This is a genomic window from Streptomyces sp. BPTC-684 (genome assembly GCF_030028635.1).
In the GTDB taxonomy this organism is placed as follows: domain Bacteria; phylum Actinomycetota; class Actinomycetes; order Streptomycetales; family Streptomycetaceae; genus Streptomyces; species Streptomyces noboritoensis.
In genome coordinates this window covers 4236023-4254300 of record NZ_CP124863.1, presented here as the reverse complement: position 1 = coordinate 4254300, position 18278 = coordinate 4236023, and the positions used below count along the sequence as shown (strand labels likewise).

General features: G+C 70.5%; 15 protein-coding genes and 2 tRNA genes. 5 read left to right on the top strand and 12 right to left on the bottom strand.

Annotated elements, in window-relative coordinates; all coding sequences use genetic code 11:
- Window positions 1-92 precede the first annotated feature (92 nt).
- Window positions 93-1100, top strand: coding sequence for a rod shape-determining protein (locus tag QIY60_RS18725; protein WP_283143490.1), 1008 nt, complete (start codon window positions 93-95; stop codon window positions 1098-1100).
- 243 nt (window positions 1101-1343) lie between these two features.
- On the opposite strand, the gene QIY60_RS18720 is transcribed toward QIY60_RS18725, so the two are convergent.
- Window positions 1344-2444, bottom strand: a complete 1101-nt coding sequence (locus QIY60_RS18720) for an ATP-binding protein (protein WP_283143489.1) — start codon at window positions 2442-2444, stop codon at window positions 1344-1346.
- Window positions 2445-2594: 150 nt separating this feature from the next.
- Window positions 2595-5219 (bottom strand): valine--tRNA ligase, encoded by a 2625-nt coding sequence (locus QIY60_RS18715; RefSeq protein ID WP_283143488.1) that lies wholly within the window; start codon window positions 5217-5219, stop codon window positions 2595-2597.
- Between the two features lie 139 nt (window positions 5220-5358).
- On the opposite strand from QIY60_RS18715, the gene QIY60_RS18710 reads away from it, so the two are divergent.
- Window positions 5359-6285: a hypothetical protein gene (locus QIY60_RS18710; RefSeq protein WP_283143487.1), complete on the top strand. Its 927-nt coding sequence runs from the start codon at window positions 5359-5361 to the stop codon at window positions 6283-6285.
- Between the two features lie 74 nt (window positions 6286-6359).
- Here the strand turns inward: QIY60_RS18710 and clpX are convergent, their stop codons facing one another.
- The 5 genes from clpX to QIY60_RS18685 form a co-directional block, all read right to left on the bottom strand.
- Window positions 6360-7652: an ATP-dependent Clp protease ATP-binding subunit ClpX gene (clpX, locus tag QIY60_RS18705; protein ID WP_067158960.1), complete on the bottom strand. Its 1293-nt coding sequence runs from the start codon at window positions 7650-7652 to the stop codon at window positions 6360-6362.
- A gap of 156 nt (window positions 7653-7808) precedes the next feature.
- On the bottom strand, window positions 7809-8486 hold the full coding sequence (locus QIY60_RS18700; RefSeq protein WP_283143486.1) for an ATP-dependent Clp protease proteolytic subunit: 678 nt from the start codon (window positions 8484-8486) through the stop codon (window positions 7809-7811).
- A gap of 119 nt (window positions 8487-8605) precedes the next feature.
- Window positions 8606-9223 (bottom strand): ATP-dependent Clp protease proteolytic subunit, encoded by a 618-nt coding sequence (locus tag QIY60_RS18695; RefSeq protein WP_101388308.1) that lies wholly within the window; start codon window positions 9221-9223, stop codon window positions 8606-8608.
- A gap of 331 nt (window positions 9224-9554) precedes the next feature.
- Entirely contained in the window at window positions 9555-10943 is a 1389-nt protein-coding gene (gene tig, locus QIY60_RS18690) for a trigger factor (RefSeq protein WP_283143485.1), read from the bottom strand.
- A gap of 210 nt (window positions 10944-11153) precedes the next feature.
- Window positions 11154-11230: transfer RNA gene (locus QIY60_RS18685), tRNA-Pro, on the bottom strand.
- 152 nt (window positions 11231-11382) lie between these two features.
- On the opposite strand from QIY60_RS18685, the gene QIY60_RS18680 reads away from it, so the two are divergent.
- A tRNA-Gly gene (locus QIY60_RS18680) sits at window positions 11383-11456 on the top strand.
- A gap of 64 nt (window positions 11457-11520) precedes the next feature.
- Here QIY60_RS18680 and QIY60_RS18675 read toward each other — a convergent pair.
- The 4 genes from QIY60_RS18675 to QIY60_RS18660 form a co-directional block, all read right to left on the bottom strand.
- Window positions 11521-11715, bottom strand: coding sequence for a hypothetical protein (locus tag QIY60_RS18675; protein WP_101388310.1), 195 nt, complete (start codon window positions 11713-11715; stop codon window positions 11521-11523).
- A 128-nt stretch (window positions 11716-11843) separates the two neighbouring features.
- Entirely contained in the window at window positions 11844-12281 is a 438-nt protein-coding gene (locus QIY60_RS18670; protein ID WP_283143484.1) for an HD domain-containing protein, read from the bottom strand.
- A 5-nt stretch (window positions 12282-12286) separates the two neighbouring features.
- Entirely contained in the window at window positions 12287-14728 is a 2442-nt protein-coding gene (locus QIY60_RS18665; RefSeq protein WP_283143483.1) for an FtsX-like permease family protein, read from the bottom strand.
- A gap of 374 nt (window positions 14729-15102) precedes the next feature.
- Window positions 15103-15918, bottom strand: a complete 816-nt coding sequence (locus QIY60_RS18660) for an ABC transporter ATP-binding protein (RefSeq protein WP_283143482.1) — start codon at window positions 15916-15918, stop codon at window positions 15103-15105.
- 211 nt (window positions 15919-16129) lie between these two features.
- Here QIY60_RS18660 and QIY60_RS18655 point away from each other — a divergent pair, with 211 nt between their 5' ends.
- Together QIY60_RS18655 and QIY60_RS18650 are read left to right on the top strand one after the other, a co-directional pair.
- The gene (locus QIY60_RS18655; RefSeq protein ID WP_283143481.1) at window positions 16130-16966 is read left to right on the top strand and encodes a helix-turn-helix transcriptional regulator; all 837 of its coding nucleotides are present in this window, start codon (window positions 16130-16132) and stop codon (window positions 16964-16966) included.
- On the top strand, window positions 16938-17126 hold the full coding sequence (locus QIY60_RS18650; protein WP_283143480.1) for a DUF397 domain-containing protein: 189 nt from the start codon (window positions 16938-16940) through the stop codon (window positions 17124-17126). Before QIY60_RS18655 ends, QIY60_RS18650 begins: the two co-directional genes overlap by 29 nt.
- On the opposite strand, the gene QIY60_RS18645 is transcribed toward QIY60_RS18650, so the two are convergent.
- Window positions 17110-18255: a PP2C family protein-serine/threonine phosphatase gene (locus QIY60_RS18645; RefSeq protein ID WP_283143479.1), complete on the bottom strand. Its 1146-nt coding sequence runs from the start codon at window positions 18253-18255 to the stop codon at window positions 17110-17112. The two genes, QIY60_RS18650 and QIY60_RS18645, sit on opposite strands and share 17 nt — an antisense overlap.
- Window positions 18256-18278: the final 23 nt, after the last annotated feature.

Below are 18278 nucleotides of genomic sequence, written 5' to 3'. Positions count from 1 at the left end.
CTACGGAGGGGGACCGACAGGACCTTGGACCCGCCCCTTTCGGGACGTTCGGCCCGCCGCGCCCACAGGGGGCGGGGGCAAACTTGGCGATCATGGACATAGGGATCGACCTCGGCACGGCCAACACGCTTCTGTACGCGCGCGGTCAGGGCATCGTGCTCAACGAACCGTCCGTGGTGGCGATGAAGGACGGCGGGCGCACGGCGCTGGCCGTCGGGACGGAGGCCAAGGAGACCATCGGCCGTACGCCGGGCTCGATCACCGCGATCCGTCCGCTGCGGGACGGGGTGATCAGCGACTACGAGGCGGCGGAGGAGATGATCCGCCACTTCGTGAAGAAGGCGGTGCCGGGGCGGCGGCCGCGCACCCGGATGGTGGTGTGCGTGCCGAGCGGGGTGACGCCCGTGGAGCGCCGGGCCATCATCCACGCCTCGCAGCGGGCGGGGGCGCGGGCCGTCCACCTCATCGAGGAGCCGATGGCCGCGGCGATCGGGGCGGGGCTGCCGGTGGCGGAGCCGCGGGGGTCGATGGTGGTGGACATCGGGGGCGGTACGACCGAGGTCGCGGTGATCTCGCTCGGCGGGATCGTCACGTCGCAGTCCCTGCGGGTGGGCGGGGACCGCCTGGACGCGGCGATCACGGATTACGTGCGCAAGGAGCACGGGCTGCTGATCGGGGAGCGTACGGCGGAGGACGTGAAGGTCGCGATCGGGTCGGCGTGGCCGGTCCCGGAGGATTCCGATCTGGAGTCCCGTACGTTCCCGGTGCGGGGCCGGGAGAAGGTGGGGGGCCTGCCTCGGACCCTCTCCCTCTCGGCGCGGGAGGTGCGGGCGGCTCTGGACGAGCCGGTGGCGCAGATCGTGGCGGCGGTGCGGGCCACGTTGGAGGAGTGTCCGCCGGAGCTGTCGGGGGACGTGATGGAGCACGGGATCGTGCTGACGGGTGGGGGTGCGTTGCTGCCGGGCCTGGACCTTCGGCTCGCGTCCGCGACGGGGATTCCGGTGTTCGTGGCGGAGGCGGCGCTGGAGTGTGTGGCGGTGGGGGCGGGGCGGTGCGTGGAGGACTTCGACGGGTTGCAGCGCCTGCTGACGGCAAAGTAGCCCCACCCCGCCCCTTCGCCTAAACCCTCCGGGGGTGGGGGACGGTGAAGGCGGCTCTCCCGGGGGCCACGCCCCCGAACCCCGTTCGTCTGCGGACCGTCTTGGGCTGGTCGCGCAGTTCCCCGCGCCCCTGGAAGCGCCCCTCCGGGGCGCCCCAGGGGATTGCCGCGCAGCGGCATCTTTAGGGGCGCGGGGAACTGCGCGGCCAGCCCCCACCAGCCCGCGGACAAACCCCTGGTCGCATCACGCCGTGCCTGACGGCAGCGTCGCCTCGACCTCGTACGTCGTCGACGTGCGCCGCGTCGTCAGCGCACCCCCCATGCTCTCCACCCGCTCCCGCATCGAGAACGTCCCCGTCCCCGACGACACCGGCGCCGTCGGCGGCACCGTGGACGGCAGGCGGTTGCGGACGTGGACGTGGAGTTCGCCGCCCCGGACGCCGATCGTCACCGAGACCCCCTCCCCCCGCGCGTGCTTCACCGCGTTCGTGAGGCATTCCTGCACCACCCGGTACACCGCCGCCTGACGGAGCGGGGACAGGCCGTACGCCCGGTCGGAGACGGACAGCGTCACCGGCGTCCCGGCCCGGCGGGTCTCCGCCGCCAGGGACGCCAGCCCGTCCAGGCCCGGCGTCGCGGTGCGCTCGTCCGCCCGCGCCACGATGATCTCGTTGAGCATGTGGTGCGCGCGGCGCGCCGTCTCCGCCAGGGAGTCGAAGTCCTGCTCGTGGGGGCCGCCCAGGGCCCGCCGCGCCCGCACCTCCGCCGTCACCGCCAGCATCGTCAGCTCGCGCCCCACCATGTCGTGGACGTCCCGCGCCACCGACGCCCGCTCGGCCTGTACGGCCTGGAGCGCCTGGACCTCGCGTACGAGATCCTGGCGGTACGTGGCCACGCCCACCGCCGACGACAGCACCCCCACCGGCACCACGAGGCTCAGGAACGAGCTCAGCGTCTCCGCGCGGTGTCCCCAGTCGAGGACGTAGTACAGCGCGCAGGCCACCGCCACGTACAGCACCGTCGCCACCACCGCCGTGCGGCGGCCCCGGAAGCGGCCGAGCGAGTACAGCGCGAACTGGATCAGCGTCAGCTGGTGCAGCCAGCCGAGGAAGACCAGGGCGGCGAGGTAGGGGATCCACGGCCACTTGCGGCGCAGCAGCAGCGTGGCCGAGCCCGCCGCGAGCACCGGCGGCACGGTGGCCCCGGTCAGGGAGTTGTCCGCCGCCGCCAGACCCGGCACATCGATAATCATCAGTGCGAAGGCGGCCAGCGCGATCAGGACGTCCAGCGCCCGGTCGTCACCCAGCGCGCGCCGCAGCGCGGAGGCGGGGGACGGACCGTACATGCCTTCCATCATGCAAGGTCTTTGGACCTTGCATGGCTGACTTTCGACCCTGATTGGGGGCCAATCGCGTGATTTGACCCACGTCGGGGCCGCGCGCGAAAACGAAAAACCCCGGACCGTTCAACGGTCCGGGGCCCTTCACCGCCTCGTTTACGCCTGCGGCAGGTTCGCCAGCTGCGTCGTGATCCGGTCGATGTCCGCCTCGGCCTTGGCCAGGCGCGTACGGATCTTGTCGACCACGTTGTCCGGCGCCTTGGCGAGGAACGCCTCGTTGCCGAGCTTGGCCGTGGCCTGCTGCTTCTCCTTCTCGGCCGCGCCGAGGTCCTTCGCCAGACGCTTGCGCTCGGCCTCGACGTCGATCGTGCCGGACAGGTCGAGCGCGACCGTGGCGCCCGCGACCGGCAGCGAGGCGGTGGCGTGGAAGCCCTCGCCCGCCGGCTGGAGGCGCAGCAGCTGGCGGATGGCCGCCTCGTGCGGGGCCAGCGCCGTACCGGTCAGGGTCAGCTCGGCCGGGACCTTCTGGCCGGGCTGGAGGCCCTGGTCGGAGCGGAACCGGCGGACCTCGGTGACGACCTGCTGGACCAGCTCGATCTCGCGCTCGGCGGCGTCGTCGCGGAAACCGGAATCGACAGGCCAATCGGCCACGACCAGGGACTCGCCGCCCGTCAGCGTCGTCCACAGGGTGTCCGTGACGAACGGGACGATCGGGTGCAGGACCCGCAGCATCACGTCCAGGACCTCGCCCAGGACCCGGCCGGAGACCTTCGCCTGCTCGCCGCCCTCGAAGAACGTCGTCTTCGACAGCTCGACGTACCAGTCGAAGACCTCGTCCCACGCGAAGTGGTAGAGCGACTCGCTGAGCTTGGCGAACTGGTAGTCGTCGTAGTACGCGTCGACCTCGGCCACGGTCTTGTTGAGCCGGGACAGGATCCAGCGGTCGACCGCCGACAGTTGCTCCACGGGCGGGAGTTCGCCCTCGACGGTGGCGCCGTTCATGAGCGCGAAGCGCGTCGCGTTCCAGATCTTGTTGGCGAAGTTGCGGGACGCCTGGACCCAGTCCTCGCCGATCGGCACGTCCGCGCCGGGGTTGGCGCCCTTGGCCAGGGTGAAGCGGACGGCGTCCGAGCCGTACGCGTCCATCCAGTCCAGCGGGTCCACCGCGTTCGGGTTGGACTTCGACATCTTCTTGCCGAACTCGTCGCGGACGAGGCCGGTCAGGGCGACGGTGTTGAAGGGCGCCTCGCCGTCCATCGCGTACAGGCCGAACATCATCATCCGGGCGACCCAGAAGAAGATGATGTCGTGGCCGGTGACCAGGACGTCGGTCGCGTAGAACTTGTCCAGGTCCGGGGTCTTCTCCGGCCAGCCGAGCGTGGAGAACGGCCACAGGCCGGAGGAGAACCAGGTGTCCAGGACGTCGGGGTCCTGGTGCCAGCCGTCACCGGTCGGAACCTCGTCGTCGGGCCCGACGCAGACGACCTGACCCTCCGGGCCGTACCAGATCGGGATGCGGTGGCCCCACCACAGCTGGCGCGAGATGCACCAGTCGTGCATGTTGTCGACCCAGTCGAAGTAGCGCTTCGACATGTCCTCGGGGTGGATCTTGACCCGGCCGTCGCGGACCGCGTCGCCGGCGGCCTGCGCCAGCGGGCCGACCTTGACCCACCACTGCATGGAAAGCCGCGGCTCGACGGTCGTCTTGCAGCGCGAGCAGTGGCCCACCGAGTGGACGTACGGCCGCTTCTCCGCGACGATCCGGCCCTGCTCGCGCAGCGCGCCGACGATGGTCGAGCGGGCCTCGAAGCGGTCCAGGCCGAGGAAGGGGCCGTGGACGGTGATGATGCCGTGCTCGTCCATGACGGTCATCGACGGCAGGTTGTGCCGCTGGCCGATGGCGAAGTCGTTCGGGTCGTGGGCGGGCGTCACCTTGACGGCGCCGGTGCCGAACTCGGGGTCGACGTGCGTGTCCGCGACGACCGGGATCGTACGGTCGGTCAGCGGCAGCTTGATCTGCTTGCCGATGAGGTGCGCGTAACGCTCGTCGTCGGGGTGGACCGCGACTGCGGTGTCGCCGAGCATCGTCTCCGCGCGCGTGGTGGCGACGACCAGGGTGTCCTCGCCCTCGCCGTACGTGATCGAGACGAGCTCGCCCGCGTCCTCCTGGTACTCCACCTCGATGTCCGAGATGGCCGTCAGACAGCGCGGGCACCAGTTGATGATGCGCTCGGCGCGGTAGATCAGCTCGTCGTCGTACAGGTTCTTGAAGATCGTCTGGACGGCCTTGGAGAGGCCCTCGTCCATGGTGAACCGCTCGCGCGACCAGTCGAGGCCCGCGCCGAGCCGCTTCAGCTGCCCGAGGATCCGGCCGCCGTACTCGTCCTTCCACTGCCACACGCGCTCGGTGAACGCCTCGCGCCCCAGGTCGTGGCGGGACTTGCCCTCCTCGGCGAGCTGCTGCTCGACCTTGTTCTGGGTGGCGATGCCGGCGTGGTCCATGCCGGGCAGCCAGAGCGTCTCGAAGCCCTGCATGCGCTTGCGGCGGGTCAGCGCGTCCATGAGCGTGACCTGGAAGGCGTGGCCCAGGTGCAGGGCGCCCGTGACGTTCGGCGGCGGGATGACGATGGTGTACGGGTCCTTGTCGCTCCCCGCGTCCGCCGTGAAGTAACCGCGCTCCACCCAGCGCTGGTACAGCTCCCCCTCTACCTGGGCCGGCGCGTACTGGGTCGGCAGTTCGGTGGTGGGCGCTGGGTTCTGCTGCTGAGTGTTCTCGGTCACGGGGCTCAGTTTAGAGGTGTCACGGGCCGGTACTGAAACGGGAATGTTCGGTAACGGTGTGCCCCCCGATGCGCCGTGCGGCCGGGCCGTCCGCCAGGATGTCGGGATCGCATAAGCATCTCTAGGGGGATTCCCAGCAATGAGCCACAACCAGCCGGGCCCGTACGGCGGCCAGCCCCAGCAGCCCGGCCCGTACGGTCAGCAGCCGCCCCAGCAGCCCTACGGGCAGCCGCAGCCCGGCTACGGCTACCCGCAGCAGCCCCCGCAGGGCGTCCCGCCCCAGCAGGGCTACGGCTACCCGGCCCAGCAGCCCCAGTACGGCCAGCAGCCGCCCTACGGCGCCCCTGTGCCCCCGCCCGCCCCGGCCAAGAAGAAGACGGGCCTGATCGTGACGGCCGTCGTGGTCGCGGTCGCGGTCATCGGCGGCGGCGTGTGGTTCGCGACGAAGGGCGGGGGCGGCGCCGGCAACGGCGACGTCTCGGCGAGCACCAAGGGCTACAAGCTGGTGGCGCCGGATGCCGTCGGCGAGTACAAGAAGGGCCCGGCGTCCAAGTCCGACAACGAGTTCACGGACAAGGACAAGAAGGAGACCGCGGCGATGGGGATCAAGGACCCCGCGCAGGAGTCCGGCTCCTACAAGGCCGGTGGCGACGCCAGCAACCCGCTGGGCGGGAAGATGCTGATGTTCAAGGGCATCTACGGTGACATCAGCGATCCCTCGAAGGCGCTCGACGCGGCGTTCGCGAAGCTCCAGAAGAGCAGCGACGAGGACAAGAAGAGCAGCGACGACACCAAGATGGAGCTGATGGGCAGCCCCAGCGCGGTGAAGCCGACCGGGTTCTCGGGCGCCCTCATGAAGTGCCAGAACGCCAAGGTCACCGACACCAAGACCTCGAAGTCCTTCGAGGTCCCGATCTGCATCTGGTCGGACTACAGCACCCTCGGTGTCGTCGAGGCGCTCGACATGGCGGCCATTCTCGGCAAGGGCGGCGGCACGGTGATGCCGACCGACCAGGTCGCCGACCTCGCCGCGAAGCTGTACAACACCGCGCGCGTGAAGAAGTAACGCGGAAACAAGAAGGGCGCCCGGCCGGTTGGATCTCCAACTGGCCGGGCGCCCTTCTGTGTTCGACTTGTCGGCTACGCCGACTTCTCGTGCCGCCCGTCGTTCTTCACGATGCGCGGCTCGCGCGGGACCAGCGTCGGGTTGACGTTGTTGTGGACGACGTCCGACGTGATGACGACGCGGGCCACGTCCTTGCGGGACGGGACCTCGTACATCACGGACATCAGGACTTCTTCCATGATCGCGCGCAGACCGCGCGCCCCCGTGCCGCGCAGGATCGCCTGGTCGGCGATGGCCTCCAGGGCCGGGCGGTCGAAGTCCAGCTCCACGCCGTCGAGTTCGAAGAGGCGCTGGTACTGCTTGACCAGTGCGTTGCGCGGCTCGACCAGGATCTGGAGGAGCGCCTCGCGGTCGAGGTTGTGGACCGAGGTCAGCACGGGGAGGCGGCCGATGAACTCGGGGATCATCCCGAACTTCACCAGGTCCTCCGGCATGACCTCCTGGAACTGGTCGCTCGCCTCGATCTCCCGCTTGGAGCGGATCGTCGCGCCGAAGCCGATGCCCTTGGCGCCGGCCCGGGACTCGATGATCTTCTCCAGGCCCGCGAAGGCACCGCCCACGATGAACAGCACGTTCGTCGTGTCGATCTGGATGAACTCCTGGTGGGGGTGCTTGCGGCCGCCCTGGGGCGGGACGGAGGCCGTCGTGCCCTCCAGGATCTTCAGCAGGGCCTGCTGGACGCCCTCGCCGGAGACGTCACGCGTGATCGACGGGTTTTCGCTCTTACGGGCCACCTTGTCGATCTCGTCGATGTAGATGATCCCCGTCTCGGCCTTCTTGACGTCGTAGTCGGCGGCCTGGATGAGCTTCAGGAGGATGTTCTCGACGTCCTCGCCGACATACCCCGCCTCCGTCAGCGCCGTCGCGTCGGCGATGGCGAACGGGACGTTGAGCATCCGGGCGAGGGTCTGGGCGAGCAGCGTCTTGCCGGAGCCCGTGGGGCCGAGCAGCAGGATGTTGGACTTGGCGAGTTCGATCGCGTCGTCCCGGCCCTGCGCGCCGCCGTTCTCGCCGGCCTGGACGCGCTTGTAGTGGTTGTAGACCGCCACGGAGAGCGCCTTCTTGGCGGGCTCCTGGCCCACCACGTAGCTCTCCAGGAACTCGTAGATCTCGCGCGGCTTGGGCAGTTCCTCCCACCGCACCTCGGAGGACTCGGCGAGCTCCTCCTCGATGATCTCGTTGCAGAGATCGATGCACTCGTCGCAGATGTACACACCGGGGCCTGCGATGAGCTTCTTCACCTGCTTCTGGCTCTTCCCGCAGAACGAGCACTTGAGCAGGTCGCCGCCATCACCGATGCGTGCCACGAGGTGCTTCCCCTTCGCCTGGGAGACGCCACGTTCAGCGGCTCCTGGTGCCTCATATCCGACGGTACCTTGCCTGGCCCCCCGTTCGGGCCCCCCTTGGCGCGGTTCACTTCGACGTGGACCGCCACGTGCACCGCGCCAGGGGCTCCGGCTGCGTCAGGCGGCCGCGGCCGACGTCGTCTTGCGGGTCGACACGATCTGGTCGACCAGGCCGTACGCCAGGGCGTCCTCGGCGGTGAGGATCTTGTCCCGCTCGATGTCGTCCCGGATCTTCTCGATGGGCGTGGTGGAGTGCTTGGCCAGCATCTCCTCCAGCTGGCTGCGCATGCGCAGGATCTCGTTGGCCGCGATCTCCAGGTCGGAGAGCTGCTCGCGGCCGGTCTGCGAGGACGGCTGGTGGATCAGCACGCGCGCGTTGGGCAGCGCCATGCGCTTGCCGGGGGTGCCCGCGGCGAGCAGCACGGCGGCGGCGGAGGCCGCCTGGCCCATGCAGACCGTCTGGATGTCGGGCTTCACGAACTGCATCGTGTCGTAGATGGCCGTGAGGGCCGTGAACGAACCGCCGGGGCTGTTGATGTAGATCGAGATGTCGCGGTCCGGGTCCATCGACTCCAGGCACAGCAGCTGCGCCATGACGTCGTTGGCGGAGGCGTCGTCGATCTGCACGCCGAGGAAGATCACGCGCTCCTCGAACAGCTTCGCGTACGGGTCGTACTCGCGCACGCCCTGGGAGGTGCGCTCGACGAAGCGCGGCACGATGTAGCGGTTGTCCACCTGCGGGCCGGTGTAGAGGCCGCTTGCGGAGAGGTTGTTCTGCATCTCGGGGTTCACCATCCTGGTGGCGTTCGGTGGGCTCGGGGGCTTCGGGGGCCGGGGCTGGGGTCCCCCGGCTCTGGAGGCGCTCCGGCCCGTGGAGGGGCCGGGGAGTCTCGCAGGGAGCCGGGGAGAGGGGCTCAGGCCCCGGTGCCGCCGCCGCCCGGAACACCGGCCGCGTGGGCCATGATGTCGTCGATGAGGCCGTACTCCTTGGCCTCCTCCGCCGTGTACCAGCGGTCGCGGTCGCCGTCGCGGATGATCGTCTCGACCGTCTGGCCCGAGTGGTGGGCGGTGATCTCCGCCATGCGCGTCTTCGTACGCAGCAGGTACTCGGCCTGGATCTTGATGTCCGAGGCGGTGCCGCCGATGCCGGCGGAGCCCTGGTGCATCAGGATGTCGGTGTTCGGCAGCGCGAAGCGCTTGCCGGCGGTGCCGCCGGTGAGCAGGAACTGGCCCATCGAGGCCGCCATGCCCATACCGATCGTGACCACGTCGTTCGGGATGTACTGCATGGTGTCGTAGATCGCCATGCCGGCCGTCACCGAGCCGCCGGGGCTGTTGATGTAGAGGTAGATGTCCTTCTCCGGCTCGGCGGCCAGGAGGAGGAGCTGTGCGGTGATCTTGTTGGCGATGTCGTCGTCGACCTGCTGGCCGAGGAAGATGATGCGCTCGTTGAGCAGCCGGTTGTAGACATGGTCGCCGAGGCCACCGCCGAGGGACGGCTCGCCGGCGGCGTAAGGCATCAGATTCGTCACGTATCCACCTGCTCGTCTCTGACGGCTTCGGCCGTCTCAGCGTCTTCGTTCGGAGGGCGGGGCTCGCGGCCGACTCGCACCGGCTGACTCCACGCCCCCGTATTCATGGACCCTAACGCGCAGGTAGGACAACGCCATCCCGGTTCCCGAACTGTTCGCTCGGAGCGCAAGGTGGTTGAAGCGCGGGCCCGTACGGAACCGGCCACGGGACGCCTGTGCGCGGGCGGGTCCGGGTACGCGGAAGGGCCCGGACGCTGCTGCGTCGCGGGCCCCTCCTTACGTACTTCGTACGTGGTCAGACAGTGTCTGCCGTACGAGGCCGGATCGAGGCTCAGGCCTCGGTCTTCTCCTCGGCACCGCTGTCGACGACGGCCTCGACGGTCTCGGCGGCGGCCTCGACCTCGTCCTCGTCGTCCTCCAGGTCAACGGCCTCGCCGTTGGTGTCGACGACCTTGGCGGCCTCGACGACCACGGCCAGCGCCTTGCCGCGGGCGACCTCGCCGACGAGCATCGGCACCTGGCCGCCCTCGACGACGGCCTGGGCGAACTGGTCGGGGGACATGCCGGAGGAGGCGGCACGGCGCACCAGGTGCTCGGTGAGCTCTTCCTGGTTGACGTTCAGCTTCTCCTTGTTGACGAGCTCGTCGAGGATGAACTGCGTCTTGATGCCCTTGACGGCCGCTTCCTCGGTCTCGGCGTCGAACTCTTCCTGCGTCTTGCCCTGGATCTCCAGGTACTTGGCGAGGTCGAGGCCCATCTGGCCGAGCTGGTGGTGCTCCAGGTTGTGCTTGCGGGTCTGGATCTCGTCCGCGAGGAGCTTCTCGGGGATCGGGACCTCGGTGATCTTCAGCAGCTCGTCGAGCACGCGCTCCTGGGCCTGGGTGGCCTGGTCGAACTGCTTCATGTTCTCGAGGCGCTTGCGGCTGTCGGCCTTGAGCTCGTCGAGGGTGTCGAACTCGGACGCGAGCTGCGCGAAGTCGTCGTCCAGCTCCGGCAGTTCACGCGCGGCGACCTGGGTGACCTTGACGGTGACCTCGGAGTCCTTGCCCTCGGCCGAGCCGCCCTTGAGCTGCGAGGTGAAGGTGGCCTCGCCACCGGCCTCCAGGCCCTTGACGGCCTCGTCGATGCCGTCGAGGAGCTCGCCGGAGCCGATGGTGTACGAGACACCCTCGGCGACGCCGTCCTCCAGGACCTCGCCGTCGACCTTGGCCTCCAGGTCGATCGTCACGACGTCGCCGTCCTGGGCGGCGCGCTCGACCGGGGAGGTCGAGGCGAAGCGCTCGCGCAGGTCCGAGACGGCCTTCTCGATGTCCTCGTCGGAGACCTCGACGGCGTCGACGGTGACCTCGATGCCCGAGTAGTCCGGGATCTCGATCGTCGGGCGGATGTCGACCTCGGCGGTGAAGTTCAGCGTCTCGCCGTCCTTCAGCTCCGTGATGTCGACCTCGGGCTGGCCCAGCGGGTTCAGCTCGGCCTCGTTGATCGCCTCGGTGTAGAACTTGGGGAGCGCGTCGTTGACGGCCTCCTCCAGCACAGCACCACGGCCGAACCGCTGGTCGATGACTCGGGCCGGGATCTTGCCCTTGCGGAAGCCCTTCACCGTGACCTGCTGGTTGATCTTCTTGTACGCCGCGTCGAGGCTGTCCTTGAGCTCCTCGAAGGGCACCTCGACAGTGAGCCGAACCCGGGTCGGGTTCAGGGTCTCCACGGCGCTCTTCACGGTTCGGTCTCCTTGTGGCTGACTTCTGGGGGTTCTACCCGGTGGCCGACGGCCGCGGGCGGATCGAGCCCGGTTCATCGGATTCATCAGACACACGGGCACGCAGCTTGCATAGTAACCGCAAGCGGGATGCCACCCACAATGTGATCTTGTGCGCGGGGCCTCGCGACCGGCGCGAAGGGCTGCTGATTCGGGGTCGCGAAGGGCTGCTGGTCGGGGTGGCGGGATTTGAACCCACGGCCTTCCGCTCCCAAAGCGGACGCGCTACCAAGCTGCGCCACACCCCGTCGGTGCGACACGTAGGGTACATGCCCGCGGGGAATACGTCGGCCGCTTTGCGGACGGGGCCGCGCGGCCGGATGCGGTGTGCACGCGCGGGGGGTGACCCGCTACGATGCTCTTCGTGCCGCGGTCATTCCTGACCTGCGACGCGACGCACGCGGGCGTAGCTCAATGGTAGAGCCCTAGTCTTCCAAACTAGCTACGCGGGTTCGATTCCCGTCGCCCGCTCCACGGCCTCGGGCCCGGTGACCAGCTCACCGGGCCCGAGGTGTTTTCCGGGACCCGGCGTACGTACTCAGAACTTGATCTGGTCGATCGTTTCCGCGAGCGAGTTCAGGAAGCGGTTTATCGACGGTGCCATCCCCGTCGACGCCATGAAGAAACCGAAGAGCGCGGCGACTATGGCCGGGCCGGTCTTGATGGAGCCGCCGCGGATCATCACCACGAGGACGATCGCCAACAGCAGCACCACAGACAGTGAAATGGCCACAACTGATCACACCCTCGGTCGGTCCGCCTTGCCGGCCCGGAATGTGCCGCCGAGCACACCCCGCAGGGTCCATCGTGCCACCAACACCCCTGTAGGTGCTGCCGCCTGACACATAGCCAAGGTATGGATCACGCCAAGCCGAGGAGGACGCGGACGGTCGCGTATTTCCGGGTGAGGCGGGTCCGGGTGGGCTCGTCCAGGACGGCGAGGCGGGCCGGGTCCGCGTTGTGGGCCAGGTCCGCCTCCTTGACCAGCAGCGCGCCCGGGGTGGCGAGGATCCGGGCGGTGTAGGACTCCAAGGGCTCGCCCGGCTTTTTGGAGACCGCGCGAACCATCTCCTTCACGGAGTACGGCAGTTCCGCGCCCTCCAGCCACTCCTGCGACAGCACCCCGTCCTCCACCGCGTCGTGCAGCCACGCCGCCGCGATCTGCTCCTGGGTGCCGCCACGCGCGCGTACGCCTTCGGCCACGGCCGCCAGGTGTTCGGTGTACGGGCGGCCCGCCTTGTCGGTCTGGGTGGCGTGGGCCGCCCTCGCGAGCGCTTCGACCTCGGGGAGTGTGAGCATGCCGGTCAGCGTAGGGCCGCGCGGGCCGGGAGGGCCGTGGAGGCGAGGCCCAGGCCCAGGATGCCCGCGGCGAACGAGGCGTACAGATAGGGCGGGATGTACGGGTTCTCGCCGGTCAGGCCGTTCGTCATGGGGATCAGCGTCGCCAGGGCGATCGCCGTGCCCAGGATCAGGCCCGCCGAGGTCACAAGCAGCGCCTCCCAGCGCACCATGCCCATCACCTGGCGGCGGGTCGTGCCGATCAGGCGCAGCGTTCCGAGCTCGCGGCGGCGGTCCAGGACCGTCATGACCAGCGTGTTCGCCGCCGCGACGGCCGCGAAGCCGCCGAGGACGGCCGCCATGGTCGTGTTGGCCCAGGCGTTCAGATCGCGGTCGACGCTCTTGGCCGTGGCGTAGCCCGCCGCGTCCGTGACCGAGCCGCCGAGCGGCGCCAGGGCGGCCACCGAAGCCTTCCCCTTCAGCAGGAGTTCCGTCGGCTGCCCCACCGTCGTCGTGTGCGGCGCCAAGTCGGCCTGCGGGAGCGTCACTTGGGACAGGCCCAGGCCCCGGTCGTACGTGGCCACCACCCTCGGGGACGCCTTCGCGCCGTCGGGGAGCAGGATCGGGAAGCGGTCGCCCACGTGCTTGCCCGTGTCGTTCGCCAGGGTCTTGTCCAGGGCGACCGTGCCGGGCTCCAGGGCGTCCAGGGAGCCCTGGCGTACGCCGAGGTCCATGACGCGCGCGAGGTCCGCGCCCGTGCCCGTGAAGCCCTGGGTGGAGAGGGACTGGAGGGCGCCGCCGGCGTGGGCCAGGACGGACGTACGGGTCAGGGCCACCGCCGTGTCGACGCCCGGGGTCGCCTTCGCCCGTGTCAGCGCGTCCGAGGTCAGACCCGAGGGCCCGGTGACCACCCGGTCGGCGACGAGGCCCGCCCGCTGCTGCTTCTCGGTGGCGCGGTCCTCGCTGGTGTGCATGAAGACGAGGGTGGAGGAGAACGCCATGGCCAGGACGATCGGGGTGATCGCGGAGGCCAGCCGGCGGGCGTTCGTACGGGAGTTGGCGGCCGCCAGCGACGCCGGGGCGCCCGCCGCGCGCAGCGGCAGGCCGAACAGCCCGGCGCAGGCGCGCGCGATCAGCGGGCCGAGCAGGGCCACGGCGAGCATGAAGAGCATCACGACGCCGAGGGCCGCGTTCGCCGCGTCCTCGCCCTTCTCGGACGCGGCCACGCCCGAGAGGGCGATGCCGCCGCCGAGGGCCGCCAGGCCCAGGGGCGTACGGATCCAGCCGACCCGCAGCCGCTCCACCGACGCGTCCCGCAGCGCCTCGCCCGGCTTGGTGCGGGACGGGCGGCGGGCCGCCATGTACCCGGCGAACAGCGAGGTCAGCACGGCCGCGCCGACCGCCGCGACCATGGGGATCCACGACACCGACAGGTCCACGGCCCGCGGAATCGCGCCCTTGTCGCGGAGCTGGCCGAACCACCAGGTCGCGAGCGCCACGCCCGGCAGGCAGCCCAGCACGCCCGCGAGCGGGGCGACCAGCAGGGTCTCGGTGGCGATGGTGCGCCGGATCTGGCGCGGGGTCGCGCCGATCGCGCGCAGCAGGGCGTACTCGCGGCGGCGCTGGCCGACGGAGAGCGTGACGGTCCCGGCGGCGGTGAAGACCGCGACCATGGTGGCCACGCCGCCGAAGGAGCCGCCGAGCCCGGTCAGCATCTCCTTGGCGAAGGCGAGGCCGCGGGTCTCGACGGCGCCGCGCCCGTCACCGGTGTGCACCTCGGCCGCGTCCCCGAGCCGCTGTTCGACCTGGTCGGCGAGGGCGGAGTCGGTGACGCCGGGCTCGGCGAGCACGGCGATGGCGTCGGCCTTGCCGGGGTGCCCGGACAGGGCCAGGGCCTGGGTGTCGGCGAACCACATGGTGCCGGGGGCGTTGGTGGTGCCGGACACCGTGAACTGCCGCTTGCCGGACGGGGTGTCGACGGTGACCTTGTCGCCGACGGCGGCGCGGTCGCCGGTCACCACTTCACCCGTACGGGGCGGGGCACCGGCGGTGAGCTTCGTGCCCGTGAAGGCGGTCGAGCCCCAGCCGTGGGCGGTCGCGGGCGTATTTCCCGTACGCACGTCGCGTACCGGGAAGGAGACGTCCGCGATCGCGGCGGCCGCGCCGGGGGCCGTCGCCGCGCGGGCCGCCAGGGCGGCGTCGAGCCGCGCCTTGTCCGGCAGCGCGACGGACTCGGTGTCGCGGTCCTCGCCGCTGCCGGTGGTGTAGTGGGCCTGCTGGTCGGCGGCGGCGACCACGGGGGCGGCGGCGTACCGCTCGGCCGGGACGGAGGCGCGCGCGCCGGTCTCCAGGAGGATTCCGCACGCGGAGACGATCATCGCGGCCATGAAGAGGGCGATGAAGGTGCCGATGAAGGCGGAGGGTTTGAACCGGAGCGCTGCGCGGGCGAGGCCGTTGGGGCGGGTCATGGTGGGGTCACTCCTGTGTGTTGCGTGCTGCGTGCTGCGTGTGCGCCTGCGGCGGGCGGGATGCCCCACCCCGCCCCTTCCCGAAAGCCCTCTGGCGGGCGGCCGGGGGGGTGGGGCGGGGTGGGCTGCCGGGGGCTTCGCCCCCGGACCCCGTTGCGGGGCCTGCGGCCCCTGCGCCCCGCTTCGTTCGTCTGCGGACCGTGCTGGGTTGCTCGCGCAGTTCCCCACGCCCCTTAGATGCCGCTACGCGGCAATCCCCTGGGCGGCCCGGAGGGGCGCATTTAGGGGCGCGGAACTGCGCGACCAGCCCCCACCGGCCCGCAGACGAACGGGGATCCCCCGGAGGGTTTCGGGAAGGGGCGGGGTGGGGGAATTCATGCCGCCATCCCCGCGTACGCCGTCGTCGACGGGGCCGTCAGGGACGTCATCCGGGCCGCGATCTGCCCCGCCGACGCGCCCGTCAGGGCATCCGCCAGCGACCCGTCCGCGAGGAAGAGGACCTGGTCGGCGTAGGCCGCGGCCGACGGGTCATGCGTGACCATGACGACCGTCGCCCCCAGCCCGTCCACCGCGTCCCGCAGCAGCGCCAGCACCTCCCCCGCCGTCCGCGTATCCAGCGCCCCCGTCGGCTCGTCCGCGAACACCACGTCCGGCCGCGTCACCAGCGCCCGCGCGATCGCCACGCGCTGCTGCTGCCCGCCGGACAGCTCGCCCGGACGCCGCTTCCCCTTCCCCGCCAGCCCCACCTGCCCGAGCAGCTCCTCCGCCCGGCGCCGGTCCGGCCGCCGCCCCGCGAGCCGCATCGGCAGCAGCACGTTCTGCTCCACCGTGAGCGACGGCAGCAGGTTGAACGCCTGGAACACGAACCCGAGGCGAGCGCGCCTCAGCTCCGTCAGCTTGTTCTCGCTCATGCCCGTGATCTCGGTCCCGCCGAGCCGTACGGACCCGTCCGTGGGCCGGTCGAGCCCCGCCGCGCACTGCAAGAACGTCGACTTGCCCGACCCCGACGGCCCCATCACCGCCGTGAAGCTCCCGCGCGGCAGCTTGAGGTCGATCCCCCGCAGGGCGTGCACGGCCGAGCCGCCGCGCCCGTACTGACGCCGCACCCCGCGCAGCTCGACGGCCCAGCGGGGGTCGCCTTCGGCGACCTCGACCGGTATTGCCCGCCGCTTGCCGCGTCCCAGTGCCATCGTCTTCGACCTCTCCTCGTACGTACGTTGACCGATGTCTCGAACGTACGGATTCGGGCAGGTCGCGGGCCATGGCGGCTCCCGGCGGATCGGGGGTGGGGACACCCCCACCCCCGTACGGGAGTTGTCCCGTTTTCCCTCGCGGGGCGCGCTTGCTTGGTTACGCTCCGCTATGTGACCTGAGCAACTCCGCGAGCCTCTGGAGGCCGCCGTGGTGAACATCCGCACGCTGGACCCGAGCGCGTCGCCGCTCGACTATTACGGTTCCGAGCTGCGCCGAGAACGCGAACGCGCCGGAATGACGCAGGAGCAGCTGGGTGGCTGCCTGTTCTGCGCCGCGTCGCTGATCGGCCAGATCGAGACCGCGATGAAGGTGCCTACGAGGAACTTCTCCGAGCGGCTGGATGCTGCGCTGGGGACGGAGGGCCGGTTTTCGCGACTGGTGGGGTTGGTGCTGCGCAGCCAACTGCCGTGCTGGTTTCAGCAGTACGCGGAGATGGAGGCGCGGGCGACGTACATCAGCACCTACCAAGCGCAGGTGGTGTACGGCCTCTTGCAGACCAAGGAGTACGCGGAGGCCATCCTGGCCGCCCACGACCCGACCGACCTCGACACGCAGGTGGCTGCTCGACTGGAACGCCAGCGGATCCTGGTGCGGGACACCCCGCCCGCGCTCTGGGTGGTGCTCGACGAGGCGGTGCTGTACCGCGAGGTCGGCGGCAAGAACGTCATGCGGAAGCAGCTGGCCCACTTGCTGAGCGTCTGCGAGCGCCCGTGGACGTACCTCCAGGTGCTCCCCTTCACGGTCGGCGAACACCCCGCAACGCGAGGGTCGTTCAACCTCCTCCGGTTCGAGGACGATCCGGACCTCTTCTACTCGGAGAGCTACGACATCGGCCACATGTCCGCCAACGCCCCACTGATCAGGGAGCGTTCAGTCGGTTACGCTCGCCTGCAGGCCACAGCCCTCTCCCCCGAGGACTCGGCTGCATTGATCGCTCGCGTAATGGAGGAACGTTATGGACCTGACGGACGCGCAGTGGCGTAAGTCGAGCTACAGCGGGGGCGGCGGGGGCGACTGCGTCGAGGTCGCCGATCTCCCCCACGCCGTCGCCATCCGCGACTCCAAGCGGCCCGAGGGCGCAGCCCTCACCGTCAGCCCCGCCGCGTTCACGGCCTTCGTAGACGGTGTTACGCGTCGCGCCTGATCAGCAGCAATGCTCGGTCGTCGTTGACGTCCTTCGCCACCGCCTCGATCAGGTGCCACGCCGCGCCCTCGAAGCCCGTCGTGACGTAACGGTCGGCCTCGCCCGTGAGGCGGTCGATGCCTTCCGCGATGTCGCGTTCGGCCGTCTCGACGAGGCCGTCCGTGAAGAGCATCAGGACGTCGCCGGGGCCGAGTGAGCCCTTGACCGGGTGGAACTCGGCCCCGTCGTACACCCCGAGCAGCGGCCCCTCCCCCGACACCTCGTTCCAGCGGCCGGAGCCCGCCTGGAGGTGCAGCGCGGGGAGGTGTCCGGCGGACAGCAGCTCGTAGTCGCCGGAGTCCAGGTCCAGGACGAGGTGGATCGACGTCGCGAAGCCCTCGTCCCAGTTCTGGCGGAGCAGATAGCCGTTGGCCGCCGGGAGGAAGCCGTCCGGCGGCAGCGAGCCGAGCAGGCCGCCGAACGCGCCGGACAGGAGCAGCGCGCGCGAGCCCGCGTCCATGCCCTTGCCGGAGACGTCCGTGAGGACGACTTCGAGCGTGCGGTTCCCGTTCGTACGGGCCGCCACGACGAAGTCGCCCGAGAACGACTGGCCGCCCGCCGGGCGCAGGGCCATTTCGCGGTGCCAGCCGCGCGGCAGGCGCGGCAGGGCGGACTGGACGCGGATGCGTTCGCGCAGGTCGAAGAGCATCGTCCCGCCGCGCCGCCAGGGCACGCCGACGCGGGCGCGGAACTGGGCGATGAGGAGCCCGAAGAGGCCGCAGGCGGCGACCACCAGGACCGTGCCGGGGGTCACCCTGGCGGGGCCTTCCGTGTACGGGCCCAGTTGTACGGACTCGACGATCAGGGCGACGGCCGCGGCCGCGTACAGGCCGAGCAGGCTCGCGGGGCGGAGCAGGACGCCGCCCGCGACGATCGGCAGGGCGAGCGCGGCGGGCGCGCACCAGACCGGGGAGACGAGGGTCGCGGCGGCGATCGTCGGAACGGTCAGGAGCAGGCCCGCGAGCGCGATCCAGTCCGAGCCGTCGCCCCGGAAGTAGTCGACCCCGGACTTGCGCAGCGCGATACGTGCCCGGTGCGCCGACTTGCGCCACCGGGCACTGTACGAATCCGCTCCCACGCGACGTGCCATTGCCGGTGACCCTATCCAGCCGA

Bases quoted from the DNA above. Each gene is read 5' to 3' on its own strand.
- QIY60_RS18725 (WP_283143490.1), top strand. From the start codon at position 93: ATGGACATAGGGATCGACCTCGGCACGGCCAACACGCTTCTGTACGCG.
- QIY60_RS18720 (WP_283143489.1), bottom strand. From the start codon at position 2,444: ATGTACGGTCCGTCCCCCGCCTCCGCGCTGCGGCGCGCGCTGGGTGAC.
- QIY60_RS18710 (WP_283143487.1), top strand. From the start codon at position 5,359: ATGAGCCACAACCAGCCGGGCCCGTACGGCGGCCAGCCCCAGCAGCCC.
- QIY60_RS18700 (WP_283143486.1), bottom strand. From the start codon at position 8,486: ATGGTGAACCCCGAGATGCAGAACAACCTCTCCGCAAGCGGCCTCTAC.
- QIY60_RS18670 (WP_283143484.1), bottom strand. From the start codon at position 12,281: ATGCTCACACTCCCCGAGGTCGAAGCGCTCGCGAGGGCGGCCCACGCC.
- QIY60_RS18665 (WP_283143483.1), bottom strand. From the start codon at position 14,728: ATGACCCGCCCCAACGGCCTCGCCCGCGCAGCGCTCCGGTTCAAACCC.
- QIY60_RS18660 (WP_283143482.1), bottom strand. From the start codon at position 15,918: ATGGCACTGGGACGCGGCAAGCGGCGGGCAATACCGGTCGAGGTCGCC.
- QIY60_RS18650 (WP_283143480.1), top strand. From the start codon at position 16,938: ATGGACCTGACGGACGCGCAGTGGCGTAAGTCGAGCTACAGCGGGGGC.
- QIY60_RS18645 (WP_283143479.1), bottom strand. From the start codon at position 18,255: ATGGCACGTCGCGTGGGAGCGGATTCGTACAGTGCCCGGTGGCGCAAG.